At 74.8% G+C, this 19,409-nt stretch carries 21 protein-coding genes; 8 read left to right on the forward strand and 13 right to left on the reverse strand.

What is annotated here, in order from left to right:
• Nucleotides 1-601 precede the first annotated feature (601 nt).
• Nucleotides 602-1,408, forward strand: coding sequence for an HAD family acid phosphatase (locus tag STTU_RS17815; RefSeq protein WP_043255565.1), 807 nt, complete (start codon nucleotides 602-604; stop codon nucleotides 1,406-1,408).
• 39 nt (nucleotides 1,409-1,447) lie between these two features.
• Here STTU_RS17815 and STTU_RS17820 read toward each other — a convergent pair whose 3' ends face one another.
• Nucleotides 1,448-1,912, reverse strand: coding sequence for a hypothetical protein (locus STTU_RS17820; protein WP_007825351.1), 465 nt, complete (start codon nucleotides 1,910-1,912; stop codon nucleotides 1,448-1,450).
• Between the two features lie 123 nt (nucleotides 1,913-2,035).
• Here STTU_RS17820 and STTU_RS17825 point away from each other — a divergent pair, with 123 nt between their 5' ends.
• Nucleotides 2,036-2,896: an arylamine N-acetyltransferase family protein gene (locus STTU_RS17825; RefSeq protein WP_007825352.1), complete on the forward strand. Its 861-nt coding sequence runs from the start codon at nucleotides 2,036-2,038 to the stop codon at nucleotides 2,894-2,896.
• Nucleotides 2,897-2,931: 35 nt separating this feature from the next.
• Here the strand turns inward: STTU_RS17825 and STTU_RS17830 are convergent, their stop codons facing one another.
• Nucleotides 2,932-3,663: a GNAT family N-acetyltransferase gene (locus tag STTU_RS17830; protein WP_007825353.1), complete on the reverse strand. Its 732-nt coding sequence runs from the start codon at nucleotides 3,661-3,663 to the stop codon at nucleotides 2,932-2,934.
• Nucleotides 3,664-3,910: 247 nt separating this feature from the next.
• On the opposite strand from STTU_RS17830, the gene STTU_RS17835 reads away from it, so the two are divergent.
• Nucleotides 3,911-5,368, forward strand: coding sequence for a sugar porter family MFS transporter (locus STTU_RS17835; protein ID WP_043255567.1), 1,458 nt, complete (start codon nucleotides 3,911-3,913; stop codon nucleotides 5,366-5,368).
• Nucleotides 5,369-5,443: 75 nt separating this feature from the next.
• Here STTU_RS17835 and STTU_RS17840 read toward each other — a convergent pair whose 3' ends face one another.
• The 3 genes from STTU_RS17840 to STTU_RS17850 all read right to left on the reverse strand — a co-directional run bounded on the left by STTU_RS17840 (nucleotide 5,444) and on the right by STTU_RS17850 (nucleotide 8,204).
• On the reverse strand, nucleotides 5,444-5,848 hold the full coding sequence (locus tag STTU_RS17840) for a VOC family protein (RefSeq protein WP_007825355.1): 405 nt from the start codon (nucleotides 5,846-5,848) through the stop codon (nucleotides 5,444-5,446).
• Nucleotides 5,849-6,284: 436 nt separating this feature from the next.
• Nucleotides 6,285-7,454 (reverse strand): GDSL-type esterase/lipase family protein, encoded by a 1,170-nt coding sequence (locus tag STTU_RS17845; protein WP_043255568.1) that lies wholly within the window; start codon nucleotides 7,452-7,454, stop codon nucleotides 6,285-6,287.
• A gap of 90 nt (nucleotides 7,455-7,544) precedes the next feature.
• A complete protein-coding gene (locus tag STTU_RS17850; RefSeq protein ID WP_043255570.1) occupies nucleotides 7,545-8,204 on the reverse strand; it encodes a TetR/AcrR family transcriptional regulator in 660 nt (219 codons plus the stop codon).
• Between the two features lie 95 nt (nucleotides 8,205-8,299).
• Between STTU_RS17850 and STTU_RS17855 the strand changes: the two genes are divergently transcribed.
• Complete coding sequence (locus STTU_RS17855) at nucleotides 8,300-8,797, forward strand: FBP domain-containing protein (RefSeq protein ID WP_007825362.1); 498 nt, start codon at nucleotides 8,300-8,302, stop codon at nucleotides 8,795-8,797.
• Between the two features lie 75 nt (nucleotides 8,798-8,872).
• On the opposite strand, the gene STTU_RS17860 is transcribed toward STTU_RS17855, so the two are convergent.
• The 3 genes from STTU_RS17860 to STTU_RS17870 all read right to left on the reverse strand — a co-directional run bounded on the left by STTU_RS17860 (nucleotide 8,873) and on the right by STTU_RS17870 (nucleotide 11,718).
• Nucleotides 8,873-9,211: a hypothetical protein gene (locus STTU_RS17860; RefSeq protein ID WP_043255572.1), complete on the reverse strand. Its 339-nt coding sequence runs from the start codon at nucleotides 9,209-9,211 to the stop codon at nucleotides 8,873-8,875.
• Complete coding sequence (locus tag STTU_RS17865) at nucleotides 9,181-10,185, reverse strand: phosphotransferase family protein (protein ID WP_007825365.1); 1,005 nt, start codon at nucleotides 10,183-10,185, stop codon at nucleotides 9,181-9,183. The genes STTU_RS17860 and STTU_RS17865 overlap by 31 nt, the downstream gene beginning before the upstream one ends.
• Nucleotides 10,186-10,320: 135 nt before the next feature.
• The gene (locus STTU_RS17870; RefSeq protein WP_007825367.1) at nucleotides 10,321-11,718 is read right to left on the reverse strand and encodes an NAD(P)/FAD-dependent oxidoreductase; all 1,398 of its coding nucleotides are present in this window, start codon (nucleotides 11,716-11,718) and stop codon (nucleotides 10,321-10,323) included.
• Between the two features lie 106 nt (nucleotides 11,719-11,824).
• Here STTU_RS17870 and STTU_RS17875 point away from each other — a divergent pair, with 106 nt between their 5' ends.
• The gene (locus STTU_RS17875) at nucleotides 11,825-12,742 is read left to right on the forward strand and encodes an aminoglycoside phosphotransferase family protein (protein WP_007825370.1); all 918 of its coding nucleotides are present in this window, start codon (nucleotides 11,825-11,827) and stop codon (nucleotides 12,740-12,742) included.
• Nucleotides 12,743-12,837: 95 nt separating this feature from the next.
• Here the strand turns inward: STTU_RS17875 and STTU_RS17880 are convergent, their stop codons facing one another.
• Nucleotides 12,838-13,659, reverse strand: coding sequence for an alpha/beta hydrolase (locus STTU_RS17880; protein WP_007825372.1), 822 nt, complete (start codon nucleotides 13,657-13,659; stop codon nucleotides 12,838-12,840).
• 297 nt (nucleotides 13,660-13,956) lie between these two features.
• On the opposite strand from STTU_RS17880, the gene STTU_RS17885 reads away from it, so the two are divergent.
• Nucleotides 13,957-14,469: a GNAT family N-acetyltransferase gene (locus tag STTU_RS17885; RefSeq protein WP_007825373.1), complete on the forward strand. Its 513-nt coding sequence runs from the start codon at nucleotides 13,957-13,959 to the stop codon at nucleotides 14,467-14,469.
• A gap of 15 nt (nucleotides 14,470-14,484) precedes the next feature.
• On the opposite strand, the gene STTU_RS17890 is transcribed toward STTU_RS17885, so the two are convergent.
• Nucleotides 14,485-14,784: a hypothetical protein gene (locus tag STTU_RS17890; protein WP_007825374.1), complete on the reverse strand. Its 300-nt coding sequence runs from the start codon at nucleotides 14,782-14,784 to the stop codon at nucleotides 14,485-14,487.
• A gap of 234 nt (nucleotides 14,785-15,018) precedes the next feature.
• On the opposite strand from STTU_RS17890, the gene STTU_RS17895 reads away from it, so the two are divergent.
• Nucleotides 15,019-15,738, forward strand: a complete 720-nt coding sequence (locus STTU_RS17895; RefSeq protein ID WP_007825375.1) for a pentapeptide repeat-containing protein — start codon at nucleotides 15,019-15,021, stop codon at nucleotides 15,736-15,738.
• 4 nt (nucleotides 15,739-15,742) lie between these two features.
• Here STTU_RS17895 and STTU_RS17900 read toward each other — a convergent pair whose 3' ends face one another.
• The gene (locus tag STTU_RS17900) at nucleotides 15,743-16,243 is read right to left on the reverse strand and encodes a hypothetical protein (protein ID WP_007825376.1); all 501 of its coding nucleotides are present in this window, start codon (nucleotides 16,241-16,243) and stop codon (nucleotides 15,743-15,745) included.
• Nucleotides 16,244-16,550: 307 nt separating this feature from the next.
• Between STTU_RS17900 and STTU_RS17905 the strand changes: the two genes are divergently transcribed.
• Nucleotides 16,551-17,117, forward strand: coding sequence for a Uma2 family endonuclease (locus STTU_RS17905; protein WP_043257514.1), 567 nt, complete (start codon nucleotides 16,551-16,553; stop codon nucleotides 17,115-17,117).
• Between the two features lie 75 nt (nucleotides 17,118-17,192).
• Here the strand turns inward: STTU_RS17905 and STTU_RS17910 are convergent, their stop codons facing one another.
• Nucleotides 17,193-17,855 carry a response regulator gene (locus STTU_RS17910; protein ID WP_043255577.1) on the reverse strand — a complete coding sequence of 221 codons (663 nt, stop codon included), beginning with the start codon at nucleotides 17,853-17,855 and terminating at the stop codon, nucleotides 17,193-17,195.
• The gene (locus STTU_RS17915; protein ID WP_007825383.1) at nucleotides 17,852-19,135 is read right to left on the reverse strand and encodes a sensor histidine kinase; all 1,284 of its coding nucleotides are present in this window, start codon (nucleotides 19,133-19,135) and stop codon (nucleotides 17,852-17,854) included. The genes STTU_RS17910 and STTU_RS17915 overlap by 4 nt, the downstream gene beginning before the upstream one ends.
• Between the last annotated feature and the right edge of the window lie 274 nt (nucleotides 19,136-19,409).

Consider the following 19,409-nt stretch of genomic DNA (forward strand, 5'->3'; position numbering starts at 1 on the left):
AGGTTTCTTCTTCCTGATTGGTCAGGCCCTCGATCGGGATGCCAGTCCCGGCCGGGGGCCGAACTATGTGGGTGCTTGTGGCGGCGAACGTAGCCGCCCGCGCACAGAGCGTGCAAGCGGCTCACTCGGACGAGTGGCGAGCGGCGGGCGGTTGACGTCGCGGGTCGGCGGGCGGCTTCGGCTGCCCGCGCCGCGCCCACCGTCCGCGCCGCGCCCACCGTCCGCCCCGCGCCCACCGTCCGCGCCCCCCGTCCGCGCCGCGCCGTCCCGCGCTCGCCGTCCGCCCCGCGCCCGCCGCCCGCGCCGCCCCGTCGCCGTCCCGCCCGAGCCGCCCCCCGTGCTCGCCGCCTCCGCTCCGCTCCGCTCGCGCGGAGGGTGGGTGGGTGGGAGTTCTTTCCCCCGGTTCTTTGAAGGGGAGCCGTGCCGCACCGGAGCCCGGCCCACCCGGTACCGGTGGAGCAGGGGGCACCCCCGGCGGCCGGGTACCGGCCGGGCCGGTGTGTGTATACGTCAGATATCGATTCGCGGAAGAGCTTGTGGCACGGGGCGCAATGCGCGTAGACAAGCGGCCGATACCATCGCTCTCGCGAAAGGCGCCTCCATGCGGAAGTCCCTCAAAGCGGCCGGCCTCACCGCCGCCTGCGCCCTCGCCGGCACCCTCGTCTACGGGGTCGGCGCGGCCGGCGCGCAGGGCAACGCCCCGCACGCCGGTCACGAGCCGCAGAACATCGGCCTCCTCACCCAGCAGATCGACGCCTACTACGGCGCCGAGAAGCAGGCCGACGGCACCTGGACCGCCTCGGCCGACAGCGACTACGCCAAGGACCTCGCGCGCGTCGAGAAGGGCGCCAAGGCCGACATCCGCAAGGCCGCGCAGCGCTACGGCCACGGCCACGGCCACCACGGGGCCAAGCCCGCGATCGTCCTCGACATCGACGACACCGCGCTCCTCAGCTTCGACTACGAGCGCCGCACCAACTACGTCTACAACGACGCCACCTGGAACGCCTACGTCGACCAGGCGAACCGCCCCGCCGTCTTCGGGATGCCCGACCTCGTCAACTACGCCCGCAAGCAGGGCGTCGAGGTCTTCTTCCTCACCGGCCTGAGCGAGCCGCAGCGCGCGGGCGCCGAGAAGAACCTCACGAAGACCGGCTACGACGTGCCGCTCGACGCGAAGCACCTCTTCCTCAAGAACAAGACCAACCCGCCGTCCTACCTCAAGAACTGTGCCACGGCGACGAGTTGGACCTGCACGACCGTCGAGTACAAGGCGGGCACCCGCAAGTACATCGAGTCCCGGGGCTACCGCCTCGTCGGCAACTTCGGCGACCAGCAGTCCGACCTCACGGGCGGCTACGCGGACAAGGGCTACAAGCTGCCGAACCCCACGTACTTCGTGGAGTAGTCAGTCGGCGCGGGGCGGGGGAGCCGGTCGCGGCGGGTGTCACTGCCCCGCCTCGCCCGGCTCCCAGCCCCGCGCGCGCAGCACCGCCGCGATGTCGGGCGCGCGGTAGTGCGGGCCCTTCATGACCTTGCCGTCCGCGCGGCGCACGGGGGAGCCGTCGGGGCCGAGCTTCGACATGTTCGCGCGGTGCACCTCGGCGAGCACGGCGTCGAGGTCGATGCCGTGGGTCAGGGCCGTGCCGTACGTGACGTAGACGAGGTCGGCGAGCTCCTGTGCGAAGTGCGCGAGCGCCCCCGGGTCCGCCGCGACCTCCCCGGCCGCCTCGTCCACCTCGGCGAACTCCTCCGCGAGCAGCGCCCGCCGCAACGCCGCCGTCGGCTCGTCCACCACGCCGGGCGTCTCCCGCATGTGCAGACCGAAGGCGGAGTGGAACGCGTGGAGGTAGGCGGCGGGCGAGGGAGCGGTGCTGGTCAGGGCCGTGCCGGTGGGGGTGGAGTCCGTCATGGGAACGAGCCTATCGGCCGTACGGGGGAGGGCGGGGGCGGCTCCGTACGGGGGGCCGGGGGGGGACTAGGGCCCTGGACCGGGGACCCGGGCCCGTACGGGCCTCCCCATAGGGTCGGCCGCATGAGCATCAGCAGTCAGTCCCCGGAGTCCGGTCCCGACCTCGCCGCCTATCTCGGCCGCCTCGGGATCGGCGCCGCGCCCTCCGCGCTGCCGCCCACGCTCGCGACCCTGCGCACCGTGCAGCGGGCCCAGCTCCTCGCGATCCCCTTCGAGAACCTCGATCCCGTGCGCGGGATCGTGCCCGCGCTCGAAGTGCCCGCGCTGGAGGACAAGTTGGTGCGGCGGCGGCGCGGCGGGTACTGCTTCGAGCTGAACGGGCTGCTCTCGGCCGCGCTCACCGCGCTCGGCTTCACGGTGCGCCCGCTCGCCGGGCGCGTCGTCCTCGGGGTCGGCGACGAGGGCTGGGCGAGCCGCCCCGCGACCCACCTCGCGCTCGCCGTCGACACGGAGGAGGGCACCCACCTCGCCGACGCCGGTTTCGGCGCGCTCGCCGCCCTGCCCGGACCCCTCCCGCTGCGCGACGGCGCCGAGCACGCGGCGCACGGCCGCCGTCACCGGCTCGACCGGCACGAGGACCGCTGGAGCCTCGCGGCCCGGACGCCGGACGGCTGGGAGACGCAGTACGTCCTGTCCACGGCGCCCGCGCCGCCCATCGACCGCGAGGTCGCCAACTGGTACGTCGCGACCCACCCCCGTTCCCCCTTCACGCGCCGCCTCGTCGTCAATCGCACCAGCCCCGACGCCCACCGCGCGCTGCTCGGCGACCCGCCCGTGAACGGCACGACGGAACGCGCCGAGCTGACGACGACGTACGCCGACGGACGGAGCGAGCGCCGGACGCTCACCGGCTGGGCGGAGGTGGCGGCGGTGCTGGAGGGGGAGCTGGGGCTGGTGGACGTGACGCCTCGGGACGTGGGCTGACGGGCCGCTCGCGGCGGAGCCGGGGGCTTCGCGGGTCAGTCCCGCGTGCCCACGTACCGCGCGTGCGTGAACGGGGAGACATCGTGCCAGCCGACCGTCGTGTAGAGCTTGCGACCGGCGGGGGTGCAGGCGAGGACGGCGCGCTCGGCCCCGGCCGCGCGGGCCGCCGCGTGCAGGTGGCGCATGACGTAGGCGCCGAGGCCGCGCCGCTGGTGCGCCTCGGCGGTCTCGATCTGGTCGACCGCGGCCGAGGGGCCGCACACGCCGACCTGGCCGTGCGCGGCGAAATCGCCCGTCGCGGTCGTGAGGACGACGCGTGTGACGTCGGCGCGGGTCCACGAGGCGAGGCGGTAGCCGTCCGGGACGGAACCGGGGGCGGTGTCAGCGGGGCCCAGGTCCCTGGCCATGAACCAGTCGTCCCCGTCGAAGCACTCCCAGCCCGGTGCGAACCAGGGCGTGACGCGCGCCGGGTCGGCGACGATCTTGAGCTGGGTGCCGCGCCCCGCCGGGGCCGCCGTCACGGCCCGTACGTCCTCCTCGCGGACCCCTTCGCCGATCCCGCCGAAAACGTACCGGCCGACGTGCTGCGGCAGCCCGACCGTGACCCACCAGCCCCAGGGGCGCGGCTCGGGCGGGGCGGCGGCCCGGGAGACGACCCAGCCGTGGACCCACTCCCGTACGTATGCCTCGCCGGTCGGACCACCGGCCTCGGCTCCGCCCCCGTGACCCGCCGCCCTCACGTGTCCCGCCGTGCTCGTGCTCGTCATGAGACCCCTCCCGACGTTGGCCCGTCACCTCGTTGGTAACGGCCAGTGCACGGTAGCACCCCTTACTTCTCGTTGTCTGCGGGAGGGGGAGTGACCCGTGTCAGGCATGAACTCCGCCATTCGGCGCACCCGTACAGGCGGAAGTGATCAGAAGTGGATGTACTCCTCGGAAGGGGACGTCCGTGCGCCGCCACGGCAGTGGTGCGCGCCGGCGGCATCCCGTGGTCCGAGTGGAAGGTGCGTGCGGATGGCGACGAGCCCCGAACCGGCGACGGCGGCAGGTGGTCACAAGGGGAAGGCGCTCGGGGTCTCGATCGCGGCGGCGGTCGGCGGCTTCCTCTTCGGCTTCGACTCCTCGGTCATCAACGGCGCGGTCGACGCCCTCGGTGACCACTTCCACCTCGGGGACTTCCTGAGCGGTTTCGTCGTGTCGATCGCGCTGCTCGGCTGTGCGGTGGGCGCCTGGTACGCCGGGCGGCTCGCGGACAGCTGGGGACGGCGGCGGGTCATGCTGCTCGGCTCGGTCATGTTCATCATCAGCTCGGTCGGTTCCGGTCTCGCGTTCTCCGTACCGGACCTGCTGGTGTGGCGCGTGATCGGCGGGCTCGGCATCGGGATCGCCTCCGTCATCGCGCCCGCGTACATCGCGGAGGTCGCCCCGGCGGCCCAGCGCGGCATCCTCGGCTCGCTCCAGCAACTCGCGATCACGATCGGTCAGCTCGTCGTGCTCAGCTCGAACAAGGGGCTCGCGGGCGCGGCCGGTGGCTCCTCGCAGGACCTGTGGCTCGGGCTCCAGGCGTGGCGGTGGATGTTCCTCGTCGGCGTGATCCCCGCGGCGGTGTACGGGATTCTCGCGCTGAGCATCCCCGAATCACCCCGCTACCTCGTGCTCAAGGGCAAGGACAAGGAAGCGGCGGGCGTCCTGGAACGGGTCTCGGGGGCGGCGAACGGGCGGACGAAAGTCCAGGAGATCCGCGACACGCTCCGCAAGGAGCCGAAGGCGACCTTCAAGGACGTGCGCGGCCCGCACTTCGGCCTCCAGTCGCTCGTCTGGGTCGGCATCGCGCTCGCCGCGTTCCAGCAGCTCGTCGGCATCAACGCGATCTTCTACTACTCGACGACGCTGTGGAAATCGGTCGGCTTCTCGGAGTCCAGTTCCTTCACGACCTCGGTCATCACGGCCGGGATCAACGTCGTCATGACGATCGTCTCGATGTTCTTCGTCGACAAGGTCGGCCGCCGCAGGCTGCTCCTGATCGGCTCGATCGGCATGTTCTGCGCGCTGCTCCTGACCTCGATCGCGTTCTCGCAGCAGCAGGGTTCCGGCAAGGACGTCAGCCTCCCCGACCCGTACGGGCCGCTCGCCCTCATCGGCGCCAACGCGTTCGTGGTCTTCTTCGCGCTGTCGTGGGGGCCGGTCATGTGGGTCATGCTCGGCGAGATGTTCCCGAACCGGATGCGGGCGATGGCGCTCGCGCTGTCGACGGCGGCGAACTGGATCTTCAACTTCATCGTGACGTTCTCGTTCGAGCCGCTGACGCGGAACGTGGGCCTGTCGTGGCTGTACGGGGCCTTCGCCTTCTTCGCGATCGTGAGCTTCTTCTTCGTCCTGGGGAAGGTCCCGGAGACGAAGAACCGCGAGCTGGAGGACATGACGGGGGAGACGCACCAGCGGGTGGCGAGGGAGCCGAGGCGGAGGGCCTGAGACCGGCGCACCGCGCGAGAGGGCCCGAGGGGGCCCGAGGGGAAAGTTCCTCGGGCCCCTCGGGCTTTCCGCGGGTCAGGCGGTGGTGGCGATGCCGTACTTGGCCTTGGCGGCCTCCGAGACCGGCGTGAAGAAGTTGACGAGGTTGCCGTCGGGGTCGCGCACCAGGCAGGAGCGGTTCCCCCACGGCATCGTGGTGGGCTCGGCGACGATCTCCGTGCCGGACAGGCAGGTGCGGAGCCGGTCCACGTCGGGGACGCGGAACTCGATGATCACGCTCTCGTTCGCGCCGGGGCGGCAGGCGCCGGGCGCGAAGGACGCGAGGGTGCGGGAGTGGGCGAGGGCGAGGCTCCCGTGCGGGGTGTGCACCTCGGCGAAGTCCTCGGTGGCCCACGCGGCCCGCGCGCCGGTGGCCTTCTCGTAGAAGGCGGCGAGGCGAGCCACGTCGGTGGTGACGATGCGGAGCGAGACGAAGTCCATGACGGTCCTTAGGTCCTCGGGCGGTACGTGTGCGGGCCGCGCCCCGCCGACGCTGAGCGGCGACGCGCGACACCCGGGACGGTAGGCCGGAAGGCGGACAGCTTCGGTCCGCTGTCGCACCGCGTGCGAAAAGACGGCCTATGGCCCGCCGGGGCGTCGTTCAAACCACTCGTACGCGTGGGGTTCATCACGACGTACACGCGGTAGTCATGTGGGTGCGGGGAGTTACTACCGTCCCCCTGCTCCCCGCACCGCGTACCGTCCGTCCCGTCCCCGAGCCCGCTCTCCTCCACCGTCCGCCCTCCCGCTTCGCCGGCCACCCCCCAGGCTCGGCGCGGCGGAGGCGGGCGCAGGGCTCGGGGGGCCGGGGCGGGCGGTGCGGCAGGGCTCGGGCCCGTACCGGCTCGGGCCCGTCCCGGTTCAGGCCCGTGGCGTCTCAGGCCCGTGCCGCGAAGGCTCCCGTCGTGCCGAAGGCTTTCGCCGCGAAGCGTTCGGCGATGCGGAGGTGGGTCTCCGGGTCCGGGTGGAGTTCGTCGGGGAGGGGGTGGGCCGTGTAGTCCTCCGCCCCGTACAGCTCCGTGCCGTCGAGGTAGTACAGGTGCGGGTCGCTCGCGGCGCGGCTCGCGACCACGCGGGCCATCTCCTCGCGGACGGTCCGCAGGGTCAGGCGCCCGGCCGGGACCTCGGCCGGGTCGCCGGTGGCGACGAAGGAGAGGCGGCCCTCGCCGAGGGCGCTCGTGTCGAAGGCGGCGGGGCCCGGGGTCTCCTCGTGGATGCGGCAGTAGAGCGCCGAGACCACGAGGAGCGGCGTCTCGGGGTGGCCCTCGCGGACCGTGTCGAGGAAGCCGTGGAGGGCGGGCCCGAGCGCGCGCAGCCGCATGAGGTCCGCGTTGACGAGGTTGATGCCGAACTTGAGGCTGAGGAGGTCGGCGGGGGTGTCCCTGAGCGCACGCGCGGTGAACGGGTCGAGCAGGGCCGAGCCGCCGAAACCGAGGTTGACGAGGTCCACGCCCCCGAGCGCGGCGGCCCGCGCGGGCCACGTCGTGCTCGGGCTCGCCGCGTCGGAACCGTGGCTCACCGAACTCCCGTGGTGCACCCACACCCTGCGGCCCCGCGCGGGCAGCGGCTCCACGGGGGCGTCCGCGCGCAGGGCGACGAGTTCCGTCGTCTCCTGGTGCGGCAGCCAGATCTCGACGTCCTTCTCGCGCGCGTCGAGCCCGTCGAAGCGCAGCGTGCCCGGCTCGGCGCCCGGCCGGGCCTCGCCGCGCCCGGTGGCGAGGTCGATGACGAGGGTGCGCCCGCCCGGGACCGTGCCGCGCGCGGTCAGCTCGCCGTCCACGAGCAGGTCGTAGACGCCGTCGGGGCGCTGGGGCGCGCCCGGGTAGAGGCGCTTGGTGGGGAGGGTGTCCAGCTCGACGACGGTCGCGGCGGTCCGCAGCGCGAGCCGCACCCCGGAGGGCTGGCTCTCGGCCATCGCGAGCTGGGGGTCCGTGTTCTGGGCGCGCGCGGCGGCGGGGAGTCGGTGCGGGAGCAGCCCGTGCGCGGTCGGCTCCAGTTCGAGCGCGCCACGGATCAGGGCGGGGGTGAGGGGGATGGTGGTGAGCATGGTGGGACCGGGATTCCTGGTGGGAGGCGGATCGGTGAGGGGCGAGGCGGGTCGGGTCGGCGAGGGGCCGGGCGGTACGGGGCCGGGGGGTCAGGTGGCCGCGGGTGCGATGCTGCCCGGACCGGGGGCCGGGGTGGTCGCGGGTGCCGGGTCGTCCGGACCGGGGGCCGGGGTGGTCGCGGGGGCCGGGGGCCAGGTGCGCAGGAGGTGGTCGAGCGCGTCGAGGGTGCGGTGCCAGCTCTCCTCGGCGGGGGGCGCGCTGTGCGCGAAGTTGCCGCTCAGCTCCAGGTCGACGAAGCCGTGGAAGACGCTGCCGAGCAGCCGTACGGCGTGCGTGGCGTCGGGTTCGTCGAGCGCGTAGCCGCGCAGGAGCGCGCGGGACATCCGGGCATGCCGGGGGCCCGCGCTCGCGAGAGCCGTCTCGTGGTCCAGCGGGTGGCGGGTCGCCGCGTACCGGCCCGGGTGCTCGCGCGCGTACGAGCGGTACGCCTCCGCGAAGGCGGACAGCGCGTCCTTGCCCGCCCGGCCCGCGAGGGCGTCGGCGGCCCGGTCGGCCAGCTCGTCGAGCGCGAGCAGCGCGATGCCGGTGCGGAGGTCGTCCGAGCTCCGCACGTGCGCGTACAGGCTCGCGGGCTTCACGCCGAAACGGCGGGCCAGCGCCGAGAGCGTGACCTGCGCGAAGCCCTCCTCGTCAGCCAGCTCCGCCCCGGCCCGTACGAGCCGCCGCGTACTCAGTCCCACTCGTCCCATCGCGCCGCCCGGTCCTCTCGCTCGCCCTGCTGCTGCCTGCGCCTGTGCCTATAAAGCATTTGCCTACAGGGTATAGGCAATTTAGCCTGGCGTGTATGAAGCCCTTGACTGACCCCGAGATCCGGGCCGCCTTCGTGAACTGCTCGAAGGGCGAGGCCAAGCGCCTCCACATCCCCCGTGACCTGGCCGAACGCCCCTGGGAGGACCTGGACTACTTCGGCTGGCGCGACCCGCAGGCCCCGGACCGGGCCTACCTCGCGACGGTCGTCGACGGCCGCACGCTCGCCCTCACGCTGCGCCGCCCGGCGACGGCGGCGTGGCAGACGCGGCGCGGCATGTGCTCGATCTGCCTCACACCGCACTCCGGCGGCGTGGCCCTGATGGTCGCGCCGCGCGCGGGCAAGGCCGGCAAGGCGGGCAACTCCGTCGGCACGTACCTGTGCGAGGACCTCGCCTGCCCGCTCTACGTGCGCGGCAAGAAGGACGTGGGCTCGGACCGGATGCACGAGTCGCTGACGGTCGAGCAGAAGGTCGCGCGGATGATGGCGAACCTGGACGATTTCGTGGGACGGGTACTGACCGGCGAGGGGTGAGCCCCTCAGCGCGCGGCGGCACCGCGTCGCACGGTCGCGATGTCCTCGGGCTCCGGCCGGGCGCCCTCAGCCGGGTCACGGGGTGGGCGGCGGCGGGTTCGGCCGGTCGGCCTGCTGCTCGTACGGCTTCTCGTACTCCCTTGGCGCGTGCAGGAGTTCGGGGTGGTCGTGCCAGTAGCGCTCGCCGTGGAGGTGCAGCATCGCCCAGTGCCACGCCTCGTCGTGGAAGACCAGGCCGCGGTACGGGGCCTCCGGGGGCTCGTACGGGTACGCCGCCAGGGCCTCCGCGCGGGCCCGGTCCGGGGTGCGGGAGCCGTACCGTTCGAGGACCCGGGCGAAGGCGGCGCGCTCCTCGCGGAGATACGCGCGGTACTCCTCCTCGTTCACACGCCGCCCCAGCTCGCCCGCAGCCACGCGAGCGCCGCCTCGCCCTGGGCGCGCTGGAAGGGGCGCAGTGTCGGGAGGCCCGGCGGCGCGGGGCGGGCCGCGCTCGTCAGGAAGAGGCCCGCCAAGCCGACGAGGGCCGTGGCGACGGCGGCCGGGTCCGCGCCGCGCGCGGTGAGGTGTGCGTCGAGGAGGGGCCGCAGCCCGGGGGCACCCATGAGGACGCTCGGGCCCATCCCGACGACGTCGACCCACGCGGCCCCCGTCGCCGCGTGCGGCCAGTCGACGAAGACGACGGCCCGCTCCGGGTCGGGCGTGAGGAGGAGGTTGTCCGCGCGCAGGTCGCAGTGGAGCAGCGTCGTACCGGCCACCGCCTCCGGCCACCCGGCCTCGCGCTCCGCGAGATCCGCGAGCCGCTCACCGGCCCAGGCGGGGAGCCCGGCGACGGTGTCCCCCGCCTCCGCCTCACCCGCCTCGTACCCCTCCAGGAGGAGCCGCCAGTGCCGGAAGCTGTCGTCCTCGGCCAGCGAGGGCGCGCCGATGGGCGGCGCGGGCGTGAGCCGCGCGGCGAGCGCCTCCGTCGCGTCCAGGACGCGTGCGAGGTCCCGCGCCGCCCACGGCTCGCGCGGCTGCCGGCCCGCGATCTCCTCGTACGCGAGCACGACCCACCCCTCCGTCTCGACACGGTCCAGGAGCCGCGGGACGGGTACGGAGGCGGGGAGCACGGCCGCGATCGCGGCCTCCCGGCGGTGGAAGGCGGGCGACCGCGGGTTGGGTTCCGGCCCCACGGCCTTGACGAACAGCGGCCGCCCACCGGCCAGTCGGACCCGCGCGGCGACACCGGGCGAGAACCCCCCGGCCTGCGACACGGCCGCCACGACCGCCCCGCCCCACCGCTCCTCGGCACACGCCCGCACGCCCGCCGGGACCTCGCCCCACGGCAGACGGACCCCGGTGGCGGCGGGGGCGGGGGACGGCGCGACGGGCTGGGACTCCGGGTGCATGGGGCAAGGGTCGGGCGGGAGGCGTGGGACGCGCAAGGCGATTTGCGGGGCGGCAGGAGGGGGCGGGGCTCTGGGCGACGGACGGGGCGGAGCCCTGAGCGCCGGGCCGGGCGCGCCCTTCGGCCTCGCGCGGGGCTACCGTCCCGCCACCCGGTCCGCCCACCGCGCCAGCCGTGCCGTCCCCGCCGCGTACGTGCGGGATTCGGTGCGGTCCGCCGCGCGGTAGGCCGCGTACATGCCGTGGACGCCGAGCCAGCGCAGCGGCTCCGGCTCCCACTTGCGGACGCGGTGGTCGACCCAGGGGAGCGCCGTGAGTTCCGTCGGGCCGCCCTGACCCGAGTCCTGGCGCACCAGATCGCGCAGCGTGCGCGCCGCCAGGTTGCTCGTCGCGACGCCCGAGCCCACGTAGCCGCCCGCCCAGCCGAGCCCCGTCGACCGGTCCAGGCACACCGTCGCGCACCAGTCGCGCGGCACCCCGAGCACCCCCGACCACGCGTGCGCCACGCGCGCCCCCGCGAGCTGCGGGAAGAGCTTCACGAGGAGTTCCCGCAGCTCCGCGACGGTCGACGGCCGCGTACGCCCGTCGTTGTCCGTCCGCGAGCCGAAGCGGTACGGGACGCCCCTGCCGCCCAGCGCGATCCGGTCGTCCGCCGTCCGCTGCGCGTACAGATACGCGTGCGCGAAGTCCCCCAGCGTCTCGCGGCCCTCCCACCCCGCCTGCTCCCAGAACCCGGCGGGCAGCGGCTCCGTCACGATCATCGAGGAGTTCATCGGCAGCCACGTGCGCCGCTGCCCCTTCAGCCCCGCCGTGAAGCCCTCCGTGCAGCGCAGCACGTACGGGGCGTGCACCGTCCCGTACGGCGTCACCGCGTGCTGCGGCCGGATCTCCGTGACCGGCGTCGACTCGTATATCCGTACGCCGATTTCCTCCGCCTTCGCCGCCAACCCGCGCACCAGCTTGGCCGGTTGCAGCCGGGCCCCGTGCGGCGTCCACGTCGAGGCGACGGCTCCCGCGACCCGTATGCGGGCCGCCGTCCCCCGCGCCCCGTACAGCTCCCTGTCGCTCTCCCCGTACGCCAACTCCTCGGCGTGGAAGGCCCGCAGGCGCCCCGCCTGCGCGGGCGTCGTCGCGACTTCGAGCACCCCGCCCCGGACGAGGTCGGCGTCGATGCCCTCCGCCTCGGTCGCCCGCACGACCTCCGCGACCGTCTCGTTCATCGCCCGCTGGAGCCGGACGGCGGCGTCCTTGCCGTGCAGCCGCGCGTACCGCTCGCGGCCCGCGATGCCGTTGTAGAGCCAGCCGCCGTTGCGGCCCGAGGCCCCGTAGCCGCAGAAGGAGCGTTCCAGCACGGCGACATCGAGGTACGGGAGCGCGCGCTTGAGGTAGTACGCGGTCCACAGCCCCGTGTACCCGCCCCCCACCACGCACACATCGGCCCGCGTGTCCCCGGCGAGCGGCTCGCGCGGCGCGGGCAGCCCCTCGCGCGCCCACCAGTACGAGATCCCGCCGTTCACGACGTCCCTGCCGTCCATCCCCGACCGCCTCCTCGGTGCGGCACGGCGTCACGGCGCCGCGCAGGTGGGGGACGGTATCCGGTCCCGGAGGACGGGGGTAGGGCGGCGCCCGTACCCTTCCCGTATGGCCCCTTCCGTCCCCTTCACCGTCCCCTTCACCGTCCCCGCCCGCTTCGCCGAGGGCCAGCGGCGGTACGAGGGCGAGGCGGGCGCCGCCTTCGTGGCCGCCGCGCCCGCGATGGCCGCGCGGCGCCTGGAACGGTGGTCACTGCGCCCCGAGGGGCGCGTGCGGCACGGCGTCGCGGCCCTCGTCCTGCCCGTACGGACGAGTGACGGCGAACAGGCGGTGCTCAAAGCGCAGTTGCGGACCGACGAGACGGCGGGCGAGGGAGCGGCGCTGCGCGCGTGGGACGGGGACGGGGCGGTACGCGTCCTCGCGGAGGACAGAGAAGACGTGGGGAGCGGCCCCGAGGTCTCGTGGCTGCTGCTCGAACGACTCGACGCGGTACGGGACTTGAACACCGTCCCGGACGTGCGCGCCGCGCTGCGCCCGCTCGCCGCGCTCCTCGCGCGCCTGACCGCCGTCCGCGCCCCCGCCGGGCTGCGCCGCCTCGACGACGTGGCCGACGACCTCCTCGCCCGCGCCGCGAAGGCCGCCCCGGGCGACGCGGCGACCCGCGCCCTGATCGCCGACTGCGCCGCCGCGCTCCGGGCCGTACGGAGCGAAGGGCCCAGCGGCGAAAGGCTGTTGCACTGGGACCTCCACTACGGGAACGTCCTCGCCGCCCGCCGCGCCCCCTGGCTCGCGATCGACCCCAAACCGCTCGCGGGCGCCCCCGCCTTCGACCTGCTCCCCGCCCTCACCAACCGCTACGACCCCACCGACACCCCCCGCCGCTTCGCCGCCCTCGCCGAGGCGGTCGGAGCGGACCGCGAGCGGGCGGCGGCGTGGACACGGGGCCGCGTGCTCCAGGCGGTGCTGTGGGAGGTCGAGGCGGGGCGCGAGGTGGCGGGGATGTGGGGCGAGGTGGCAGAGCGCTAGGGGGGTGAGGCGAGGACGGCACGGGGAATGAGGCGGGGCGGGGTGGGGCGCGGGGCCCGTACCCGTACGAGGTGCGGACGCCGCGCCCGTCCCCGTCAGGCCGCCGTGGCCGCCGTCGTGTCCGCCTGCGGCCTCAGGTGCCGGCCCAGGAAGCGGGCCGCGCTGTCCGCCTCGACGTGGCGCGGGAAGTCGACGTGCCTGCCCGCGTTGGCGTGCAGGCTCTTCTCGCGTGAGCCGAAGGCGTCGAAGAGGGCGAGGCACGCCTCGCGCGGGATGCGCTCGTCGTCCCACTGCACCGCGTACTCGACCGGCACGGTGATCCGCCGCGCGGCCTCCGTCAGCGCGTCGGGCCAGTGGAGGCCGAGGACGGCGGCCCTGATCCGGGGCTCGGCGGCCACGAGCGGGACGCCGATCGCGGTACCGAGACCGACGCCCGCGTACCCCACGGGCCCGCCGATTCCCGGGAGTTCGAGGAGGGCGTCGAGGAGCGCGCGGTACTCCGGCACGGCGATCTCCGCGAGCCGGGCGTTGTACGGGACGACGACGGGGCCCTCGGGCGCGCCCGCCGCCTGCGCCTCGCGCAGCGCGGCGATGTCCCGCTCGTCCCGCTCCCCGCGCGGCCGGTCGCCGTGGCCGGGCGCGTCGAGCACGGCGACGTGGAAACCGAAACCGGTGACGAGACGGTGGGCGCGGCCCGTCATCGCGCGGTGCTTCTTGTGCGTGCCGCCGCCGTGGCCCAGGAGGACGAGCGGGGCGGGCGAGGGGGCGGGCGAGGGGGATGAGGCTCGCGAGGCGGACGGGGCGGTCGCGGCGGGCGGGGCGGGGGACCAGAGGACGCCGGGGATGTCGCCGAGGGCGAAGCAGCGGGTGAGCACGCCGTTCGCGGCGGACTCGGCGGTGAAGGCGAGAGAGTGCACGGTGGTGCCTTTCGGGAGTGCCAGGTGGTCAGGCGCTCCCGGCGGACCTACCTCGGCCGCCGGCCGTGACGCGAAAGGGGGAGCACCCACGTCGAAACAGCGTTCATGGGTCCCTCACCTCCTCGGGCGGTGTCACGGTCGGCCGCAAGCTATCAGCCGTGACCGGCCCTCCTCCACCCCTTTTCGGGGGACACCGGCCGAACCGCCCCCGAGCCCCCGCCCCGCCCTCGCCACGCCACCGCCGCGTCCCCGCTCGCCTTGCCGGAATGTCCCGTACCGGCCGGTTAACCTGCGCGGATGAGTGAGACGAGCGGGCGCGCGAGTGGCGGGTACCAGGGCCGGATCAGGACCGCGCAACCCGAGGACCTGGTCGAGATCTACGCGATGGTGACCGAACTGGCCGCCTACCACGAGGCGTTGCACGAGCTGCGGGCCACCGAGGAGGAGATCGGCGAGGCGCTCTTCGGCGAGGACGCGATGGCGTGCGCGTACCTCGCTCAGACGCCGGACGGCGCGACGGCGGGCTTCGCGCTCTGGTACCGCAACTTCTCCACCTGGCGCGGGCGTCCCGGCATCTACCTGGAGGACCTCTACGTGCGCCCCACGTCCCGGGGCGGCGGCCACGGCAAGGCGCTGCTCGCCGCGCTCGCCCGGACGTGCGTGGAGCGCGGCTACGAACGCCTCGAATGGTCCGTACTCGACTCGAACACCTCGACCGTGGCCTTCTACGAGTCCATGGGCGCCCTGCCGCACACGGGTTGGACCGAGTACCGGCTCACCGGCGAAAGCCTGCGGCGGATGGGGAGCTGAGGGCCCGGCGGGCACTCAGCGGGCGCCGTCCTCCCACGGGTTCGCCCAGTCGCACACGGGGCAGGCGTAGCGGCCGTTGAGCCCGGCGACGAGGGTGCCGCAGCGCTGGCAGGGCGTCTGCGTGAGCCGCAGCGCGGCGCGGACGGGGGCCGGGACTTCCGGGGCGGCATCGGCGGGCGCCCCGGGCGAGGAGCCGCCCGGTAAGGCGGCCTCCGGCGCCCCGTCCTCGGGGGTGTCCGGCGCGGGGGTGTCCTGGGAGGGTGGGCCCGGCGCGGGGGCTGCCGGGGCGGGGAGTTCCTGGGCGGAATCCGTCATGTGGGCACATTAACCGGCCACGGGCCCGGTAGATACGCCTCCGCTTGCACGGACCGCACGGTTCCGGGCGGGATGGGGGCCTTCAGGCCGCACGGTTCCGGACGGGGCCGGGTCCGCAAGCCGTACGGTTCCGGGCGGGGCCGGGTCCTCACGGGTTCCAGGACGGCCTTCCGGAATCGGCCTCGTGGACCGCCTCCCCCGCCCCCTGTCAGTCCCCTACGGCACAGTGGCCCCATGACCTCTCGCTCGACCCGTCCCCGCTCCACCGCCCCGCGCCCCGCGCGGCGCACGCCCGCCGTACGGCCGCCGCGCAGGCCGGAGTTGCGGCTGCCCCCGCTCGTCGAACCGCCCGGCTGGGGGCTCGTGCCTGACGGGGACTACGACGGCGTCGAGTGGCGGGGGGACGCGCTCGACGACGGGGACGGCGGCGGCGCCTCGTTCCTCGACTGCCTCCTGAGCGACTGCGGCCTCGGCGGCACACGCCTGACGCGCGCGCGGTTCGTGGACTCGCGCCTCGAAGCCGTACGGGGTGTTGGGACGCAGCTCGCCGAGGCCACGCTGCGCGACGTCGAGGTGATCGACGCGCGACTCGGCGGGACGCAGGCGCACGGGGCCGTGCTCGAACGGGTCGTGGTGCGCGGCGGGAAACTCGACTACCTCAATCTGCGCGGCGCGAAGCTCAAGGACGTCGTCTTCGAGGCGTGCGTGCTCGTCGAGCCCGACTTCGGCGGGGCGAGCCTGGAGCGGGTCGCGTTCGTGGACTGCGTCGTGAAGGGCGCGGACTTCAACAAGGTGACGCTCAAGGACGTGGACCTGCGCCGGGCCGCCGAACTGGGCGTCGCCGCCGGGATCGGCGGGCTGCGCGGCGCGGCGATCAGCCCGGACCAGCTCATCGACCTCGCGCCCGCACTCGCCGCCGAGCTGGGGATGCGGGTCCTGGACCTGGGGGAGTGAGGGCTCAGGACACGCGCGGGAAGCGGGCCCGCAGGTCCCACACCAGCGGGTTCTCGTCCAGCTCCTCGTGCATCTCGGTGAGATCGGCGAGCAGGTCGTGGAGGAAGTCCCGGGCCTCCCGGCGCAGTTCGGCGTGCGCGAAGCTCAGCGGGCGCTCGCTCTCGGGGCGCCACTCGGCCTCGATGTCGACCCAGCCGAAGCGGCGCGCGAAGAGCAGCCGGTCCGCCGACTCGGTGAAGTCCAGCTCCGCGTACTGCGGCCTGCTCGCCCGGCTCCCCATCGGGTCCTGGTCGAGCAGCTCGGCGATGTCGCACAGCGCCCACGCGAAGTCGAGCACCGGCACCCACCCCCAGGCCGTCGCCAGCTCCCGGTCCTCCTCCGTGTCCGCGAGATACACGTCCCCGAGAAAAAGGTCGTGCCGCAGCGCGTACCGGTCGGCGCGCCGGTAGTCGGTCTGCGGCGAGTCGGGATGGCGGCGGGAGAGGGCGTAACCGATGTCGAGCACGGAGGAAATGGTGTCACGGAGCCGCGAGAGGCGGCCGAGGGGCAGGAACGGGCGCGGGTTCCCCGCCCTGGACGCGCTCGCCCGGCAGGCTCGCGGCGGGCTCGCCGCAGGCTCGGAGGGGGTCCGCACGGCAACTCCATGACGGGGCGTGCCCGGTTCGGGTGAAGAGCCTCGGCTTCGCGGGCGGGTTTCCCGCATACGCTGAAAACTGTCGCTGAAGCGAAGGAGGTTCGCCGTGGCAGAGCCAGTCCCCGAGTACGAGTCCACGTCGGCCGAGCCGGACCAGTGGGCGCATCGTGCGTCCCTCCTGGCCGAGCTGGCCGGCTCCAGCCTGCCGGCCCCCTCGGTCGACGCGGCCTTCGAGGTATTCAGCGCCGCTGCCCCCAAGGGATGGCGCGTGGAGCTGGTCGAAGGGGAAATCCACGTGGCACCACCGGCGAACGGCGAGCACGAGGAGATGGTCTCGGAACTGAGCGGTCAGGCCCGGGACCACCGCCGTGATCTCGCCCGCTACACCGGGATCGGCCTCCGGGTGCCCGGCGCCTCTGGCAGCGGGCGAGTCATCCCCGACCTCGTCCTTGCCCCTCGCGGGAGCTTCGCCGACCGGCAGGAATGGCACGACCCCTCGCCCGTGCTGCTCGCCGCCGAGGTGACATCCCCCTCCACAGCCGCCAATGACCGCGTGCGCAAGATCCGGGGCTACGCACGGGCGGGTATCCCCGTCTACCTCGTGGTGGATCGCGAGGCGGCCCACATCGTCGTCTGCACCCGTCCCTCCGGTGACGACTACCGCCAGAAGACCACCTACAAGGTGGGCGACCCCGTCCCACTCCCCGAGCCGGTCGGCTTCACACTCGACTCGGGGCAGCTGTGAGGCCGGGCCGAGACCAGCCAGGCCGAGTCCCGACCGCTTAGCCGAGCCCACTCCGCCCGGCCCCGCCCGGGCCGCTCACTCCAGCAGTCGTTGTTCCTTCGCCACCGCCACCGCTCCGGCTCGCGTGTCCACGCCCAGTTTCTGGTAGACGCGGCCCAGGTGGGTCTTCACCGTGGCCTCGCTGATGTGCAGGGCGCGGGCGATGTCGCGGTTGCCGAGGCCCTGGGAGAGCTGCGCGAGGATGTCGCGCTCGCGGGGGGTCAGCTCGGGGCGCGGGGCGCGCAGGTGGGCGAGGACGCGGTGGGCGACGGGCGGCGAGAGCGCCGTACGCCCCTGCGCCGCCGCGTGGATCGCCGCGAACAGCTCCTCCGGGCGCTCCGCCTTGAGGAGGTAGCCCGTCGCGCCCGCGTTCACCGCGCGCGTGACGTCCGCGTCCGTGTCGTACGTCGTGAGGACGAGGACGCGCGGCGGAGCGGGCAGCGCGAGCAGCCGCCGGGTCGCCTCGACACCGTCGATGCCCGGACCGAGTTGGAGGTCCATGAGCACGAGGTCGGGACGGAGCTTCGCCGCCAGCGCCACCGCCTCCTCGCCGCTCCCCGCCTCCCCGCTCACCTCGATGCCCGCCGCGCTCGCGAGCAGGGCGCGCAGCCCGGCCCGTACGACGGCGTGGTCGTCGCACAGGAGGAGCCGCACGGGGGTGCCGGGCGTCGCGGGGTCGGTCGCGGTGGTGTCCGTCATGGGGTGGGCCCTTCGGTCGGTCCGGTGGAGAACGTTCGTTCCGGCTCGTCCCCGTCCCGCCACTCGTGCAGCGGGACCCGCGCCGTCAGGACCGTGCCCTCACCCGGCGCCGACTCGACGGCGAGCGTCCCGCCGAGCTGCTGGAGGCGCGCCCGCGTCGCGGGGAGCCCGTGGCCGCGCGGCCCGCGCGCTCGCGCCGCCAGGTCGGGCACGAAGCCCCTGCCGTCGTCCGCGACGTCGAGGAACGCGAGGTCGTCGAGCAGGGTCAGCGTGAGCGTCGCCGTACGGGCGCGCGCGTGCTCCCGTACGTTCGCGAGCGCCCCCTGCGCCGTCCGCAGCAGCGCCGAGGCCACCCGGTCCGGCAGGACGGCCGGGCCCGCCCCCGTCTCGTCGTGCACCTCGGCCCGCACCGCGAGCCCGTCGTGCGAGGACCGCGCCGCGAGCGCGGTGAGTGCCGCCCCCAGGTCCGTACCGCCCGCGAGCCCCGCCGGACCGAGGTCGTGCACGAGCCGCCGCGCCTCCGCGAGCCCCTCGGCCGCGATCCCGGCGGCCGTGCGCACGTGGGCGCGGGCCGCCTCCGGGTCGCGGTCCCACTGGCGTTCGGCGGCCTGGAGCAGCATCCGCTGGCTGGAGAGGCCCTGCGCGAGCGTGTCGTGAATCTCGCCCGAGAGCCGCTGCCGTTCGGCGAGCGTGCCCTCGCGGCGTTCCGTCGCGGCGAGTTCCCTGCGCGTGCGCACGAGGTCGTCGATGAGCGCGCCGCGCCGCGCCGACTCGCGGCTCAGGTGCAGGAACACCCCGGTCGCGAGCGCCGCGACGACCGGCGGGAGCAGCACGAGGTTGGGGTCGAAGCCGTCCGCGAGCCGCAGTTCGGCGAGCACGACGAGCGCCGTGAGCGCGGTGATCGCCGCGAGCGCCGCCCGCACGGGCAGCACGCGCAGCGCCGTGTGCACGAGCGGGATCGCGCACCACGCGAAGCTCGGCGCGAGCAGCACGACGACCGCCCAGCACACCGCGACCACCCCGAGCCGCCCCCGCCGCGCCCGCGCGGACCCGCCCCGTACGAGCTGCGTCCCCGCGAGCACGACGCTCAGCGCCACGACCCACGACAGCCGCCCGCTGTCGCCGTGCCGCAGCACGTAGCGCAGCAGCGCGCCCGCGAGCAGCGCGAGGAAGGCGACGGTGAGGAGCGCGGTGAGCCGCCGCTCATCGGCCTCGGCGGCCTCGTCGGCCGCGTCGGCCCGGGAGGCGGGAAAGGGGGCGGCGGTCTGCGGTGGGGGCATGGGCGGGGGTCCTGTGGGGAGCGGGTGGGCGGGGAGCGGGGAGCCGGGTGGGTGGCGGTACGGGTCGGCGGTGCGGGACGGGGGACGGCGGTACGTGGCGGGTCGGCGGTACGGGGGCGGGGCGGCCCCCTTCGATCATCGCGCCGGGCGCGGGGCCGCGCATCAACCGATCGGCCGACCCGGGGGCCCGCCGGTCGGGGCGCGGGGAGTGGCCGGGCGGGCGACGGGACGGGCGGGTGCGGGCGGCCAGGCTGGAGGAGCGGGAGCCGCCGGA

The organism is Streptomyces sp. Tu6071 (assembly GCF_000213055.1).
In the GTDB taxonomy this organism is placed as follows: Bacteria; Actinomycetota; Actinomycetes; order Streptomycetales; family Streptomycetaceae; genus Streptomyces; species Streptomyces evansiae.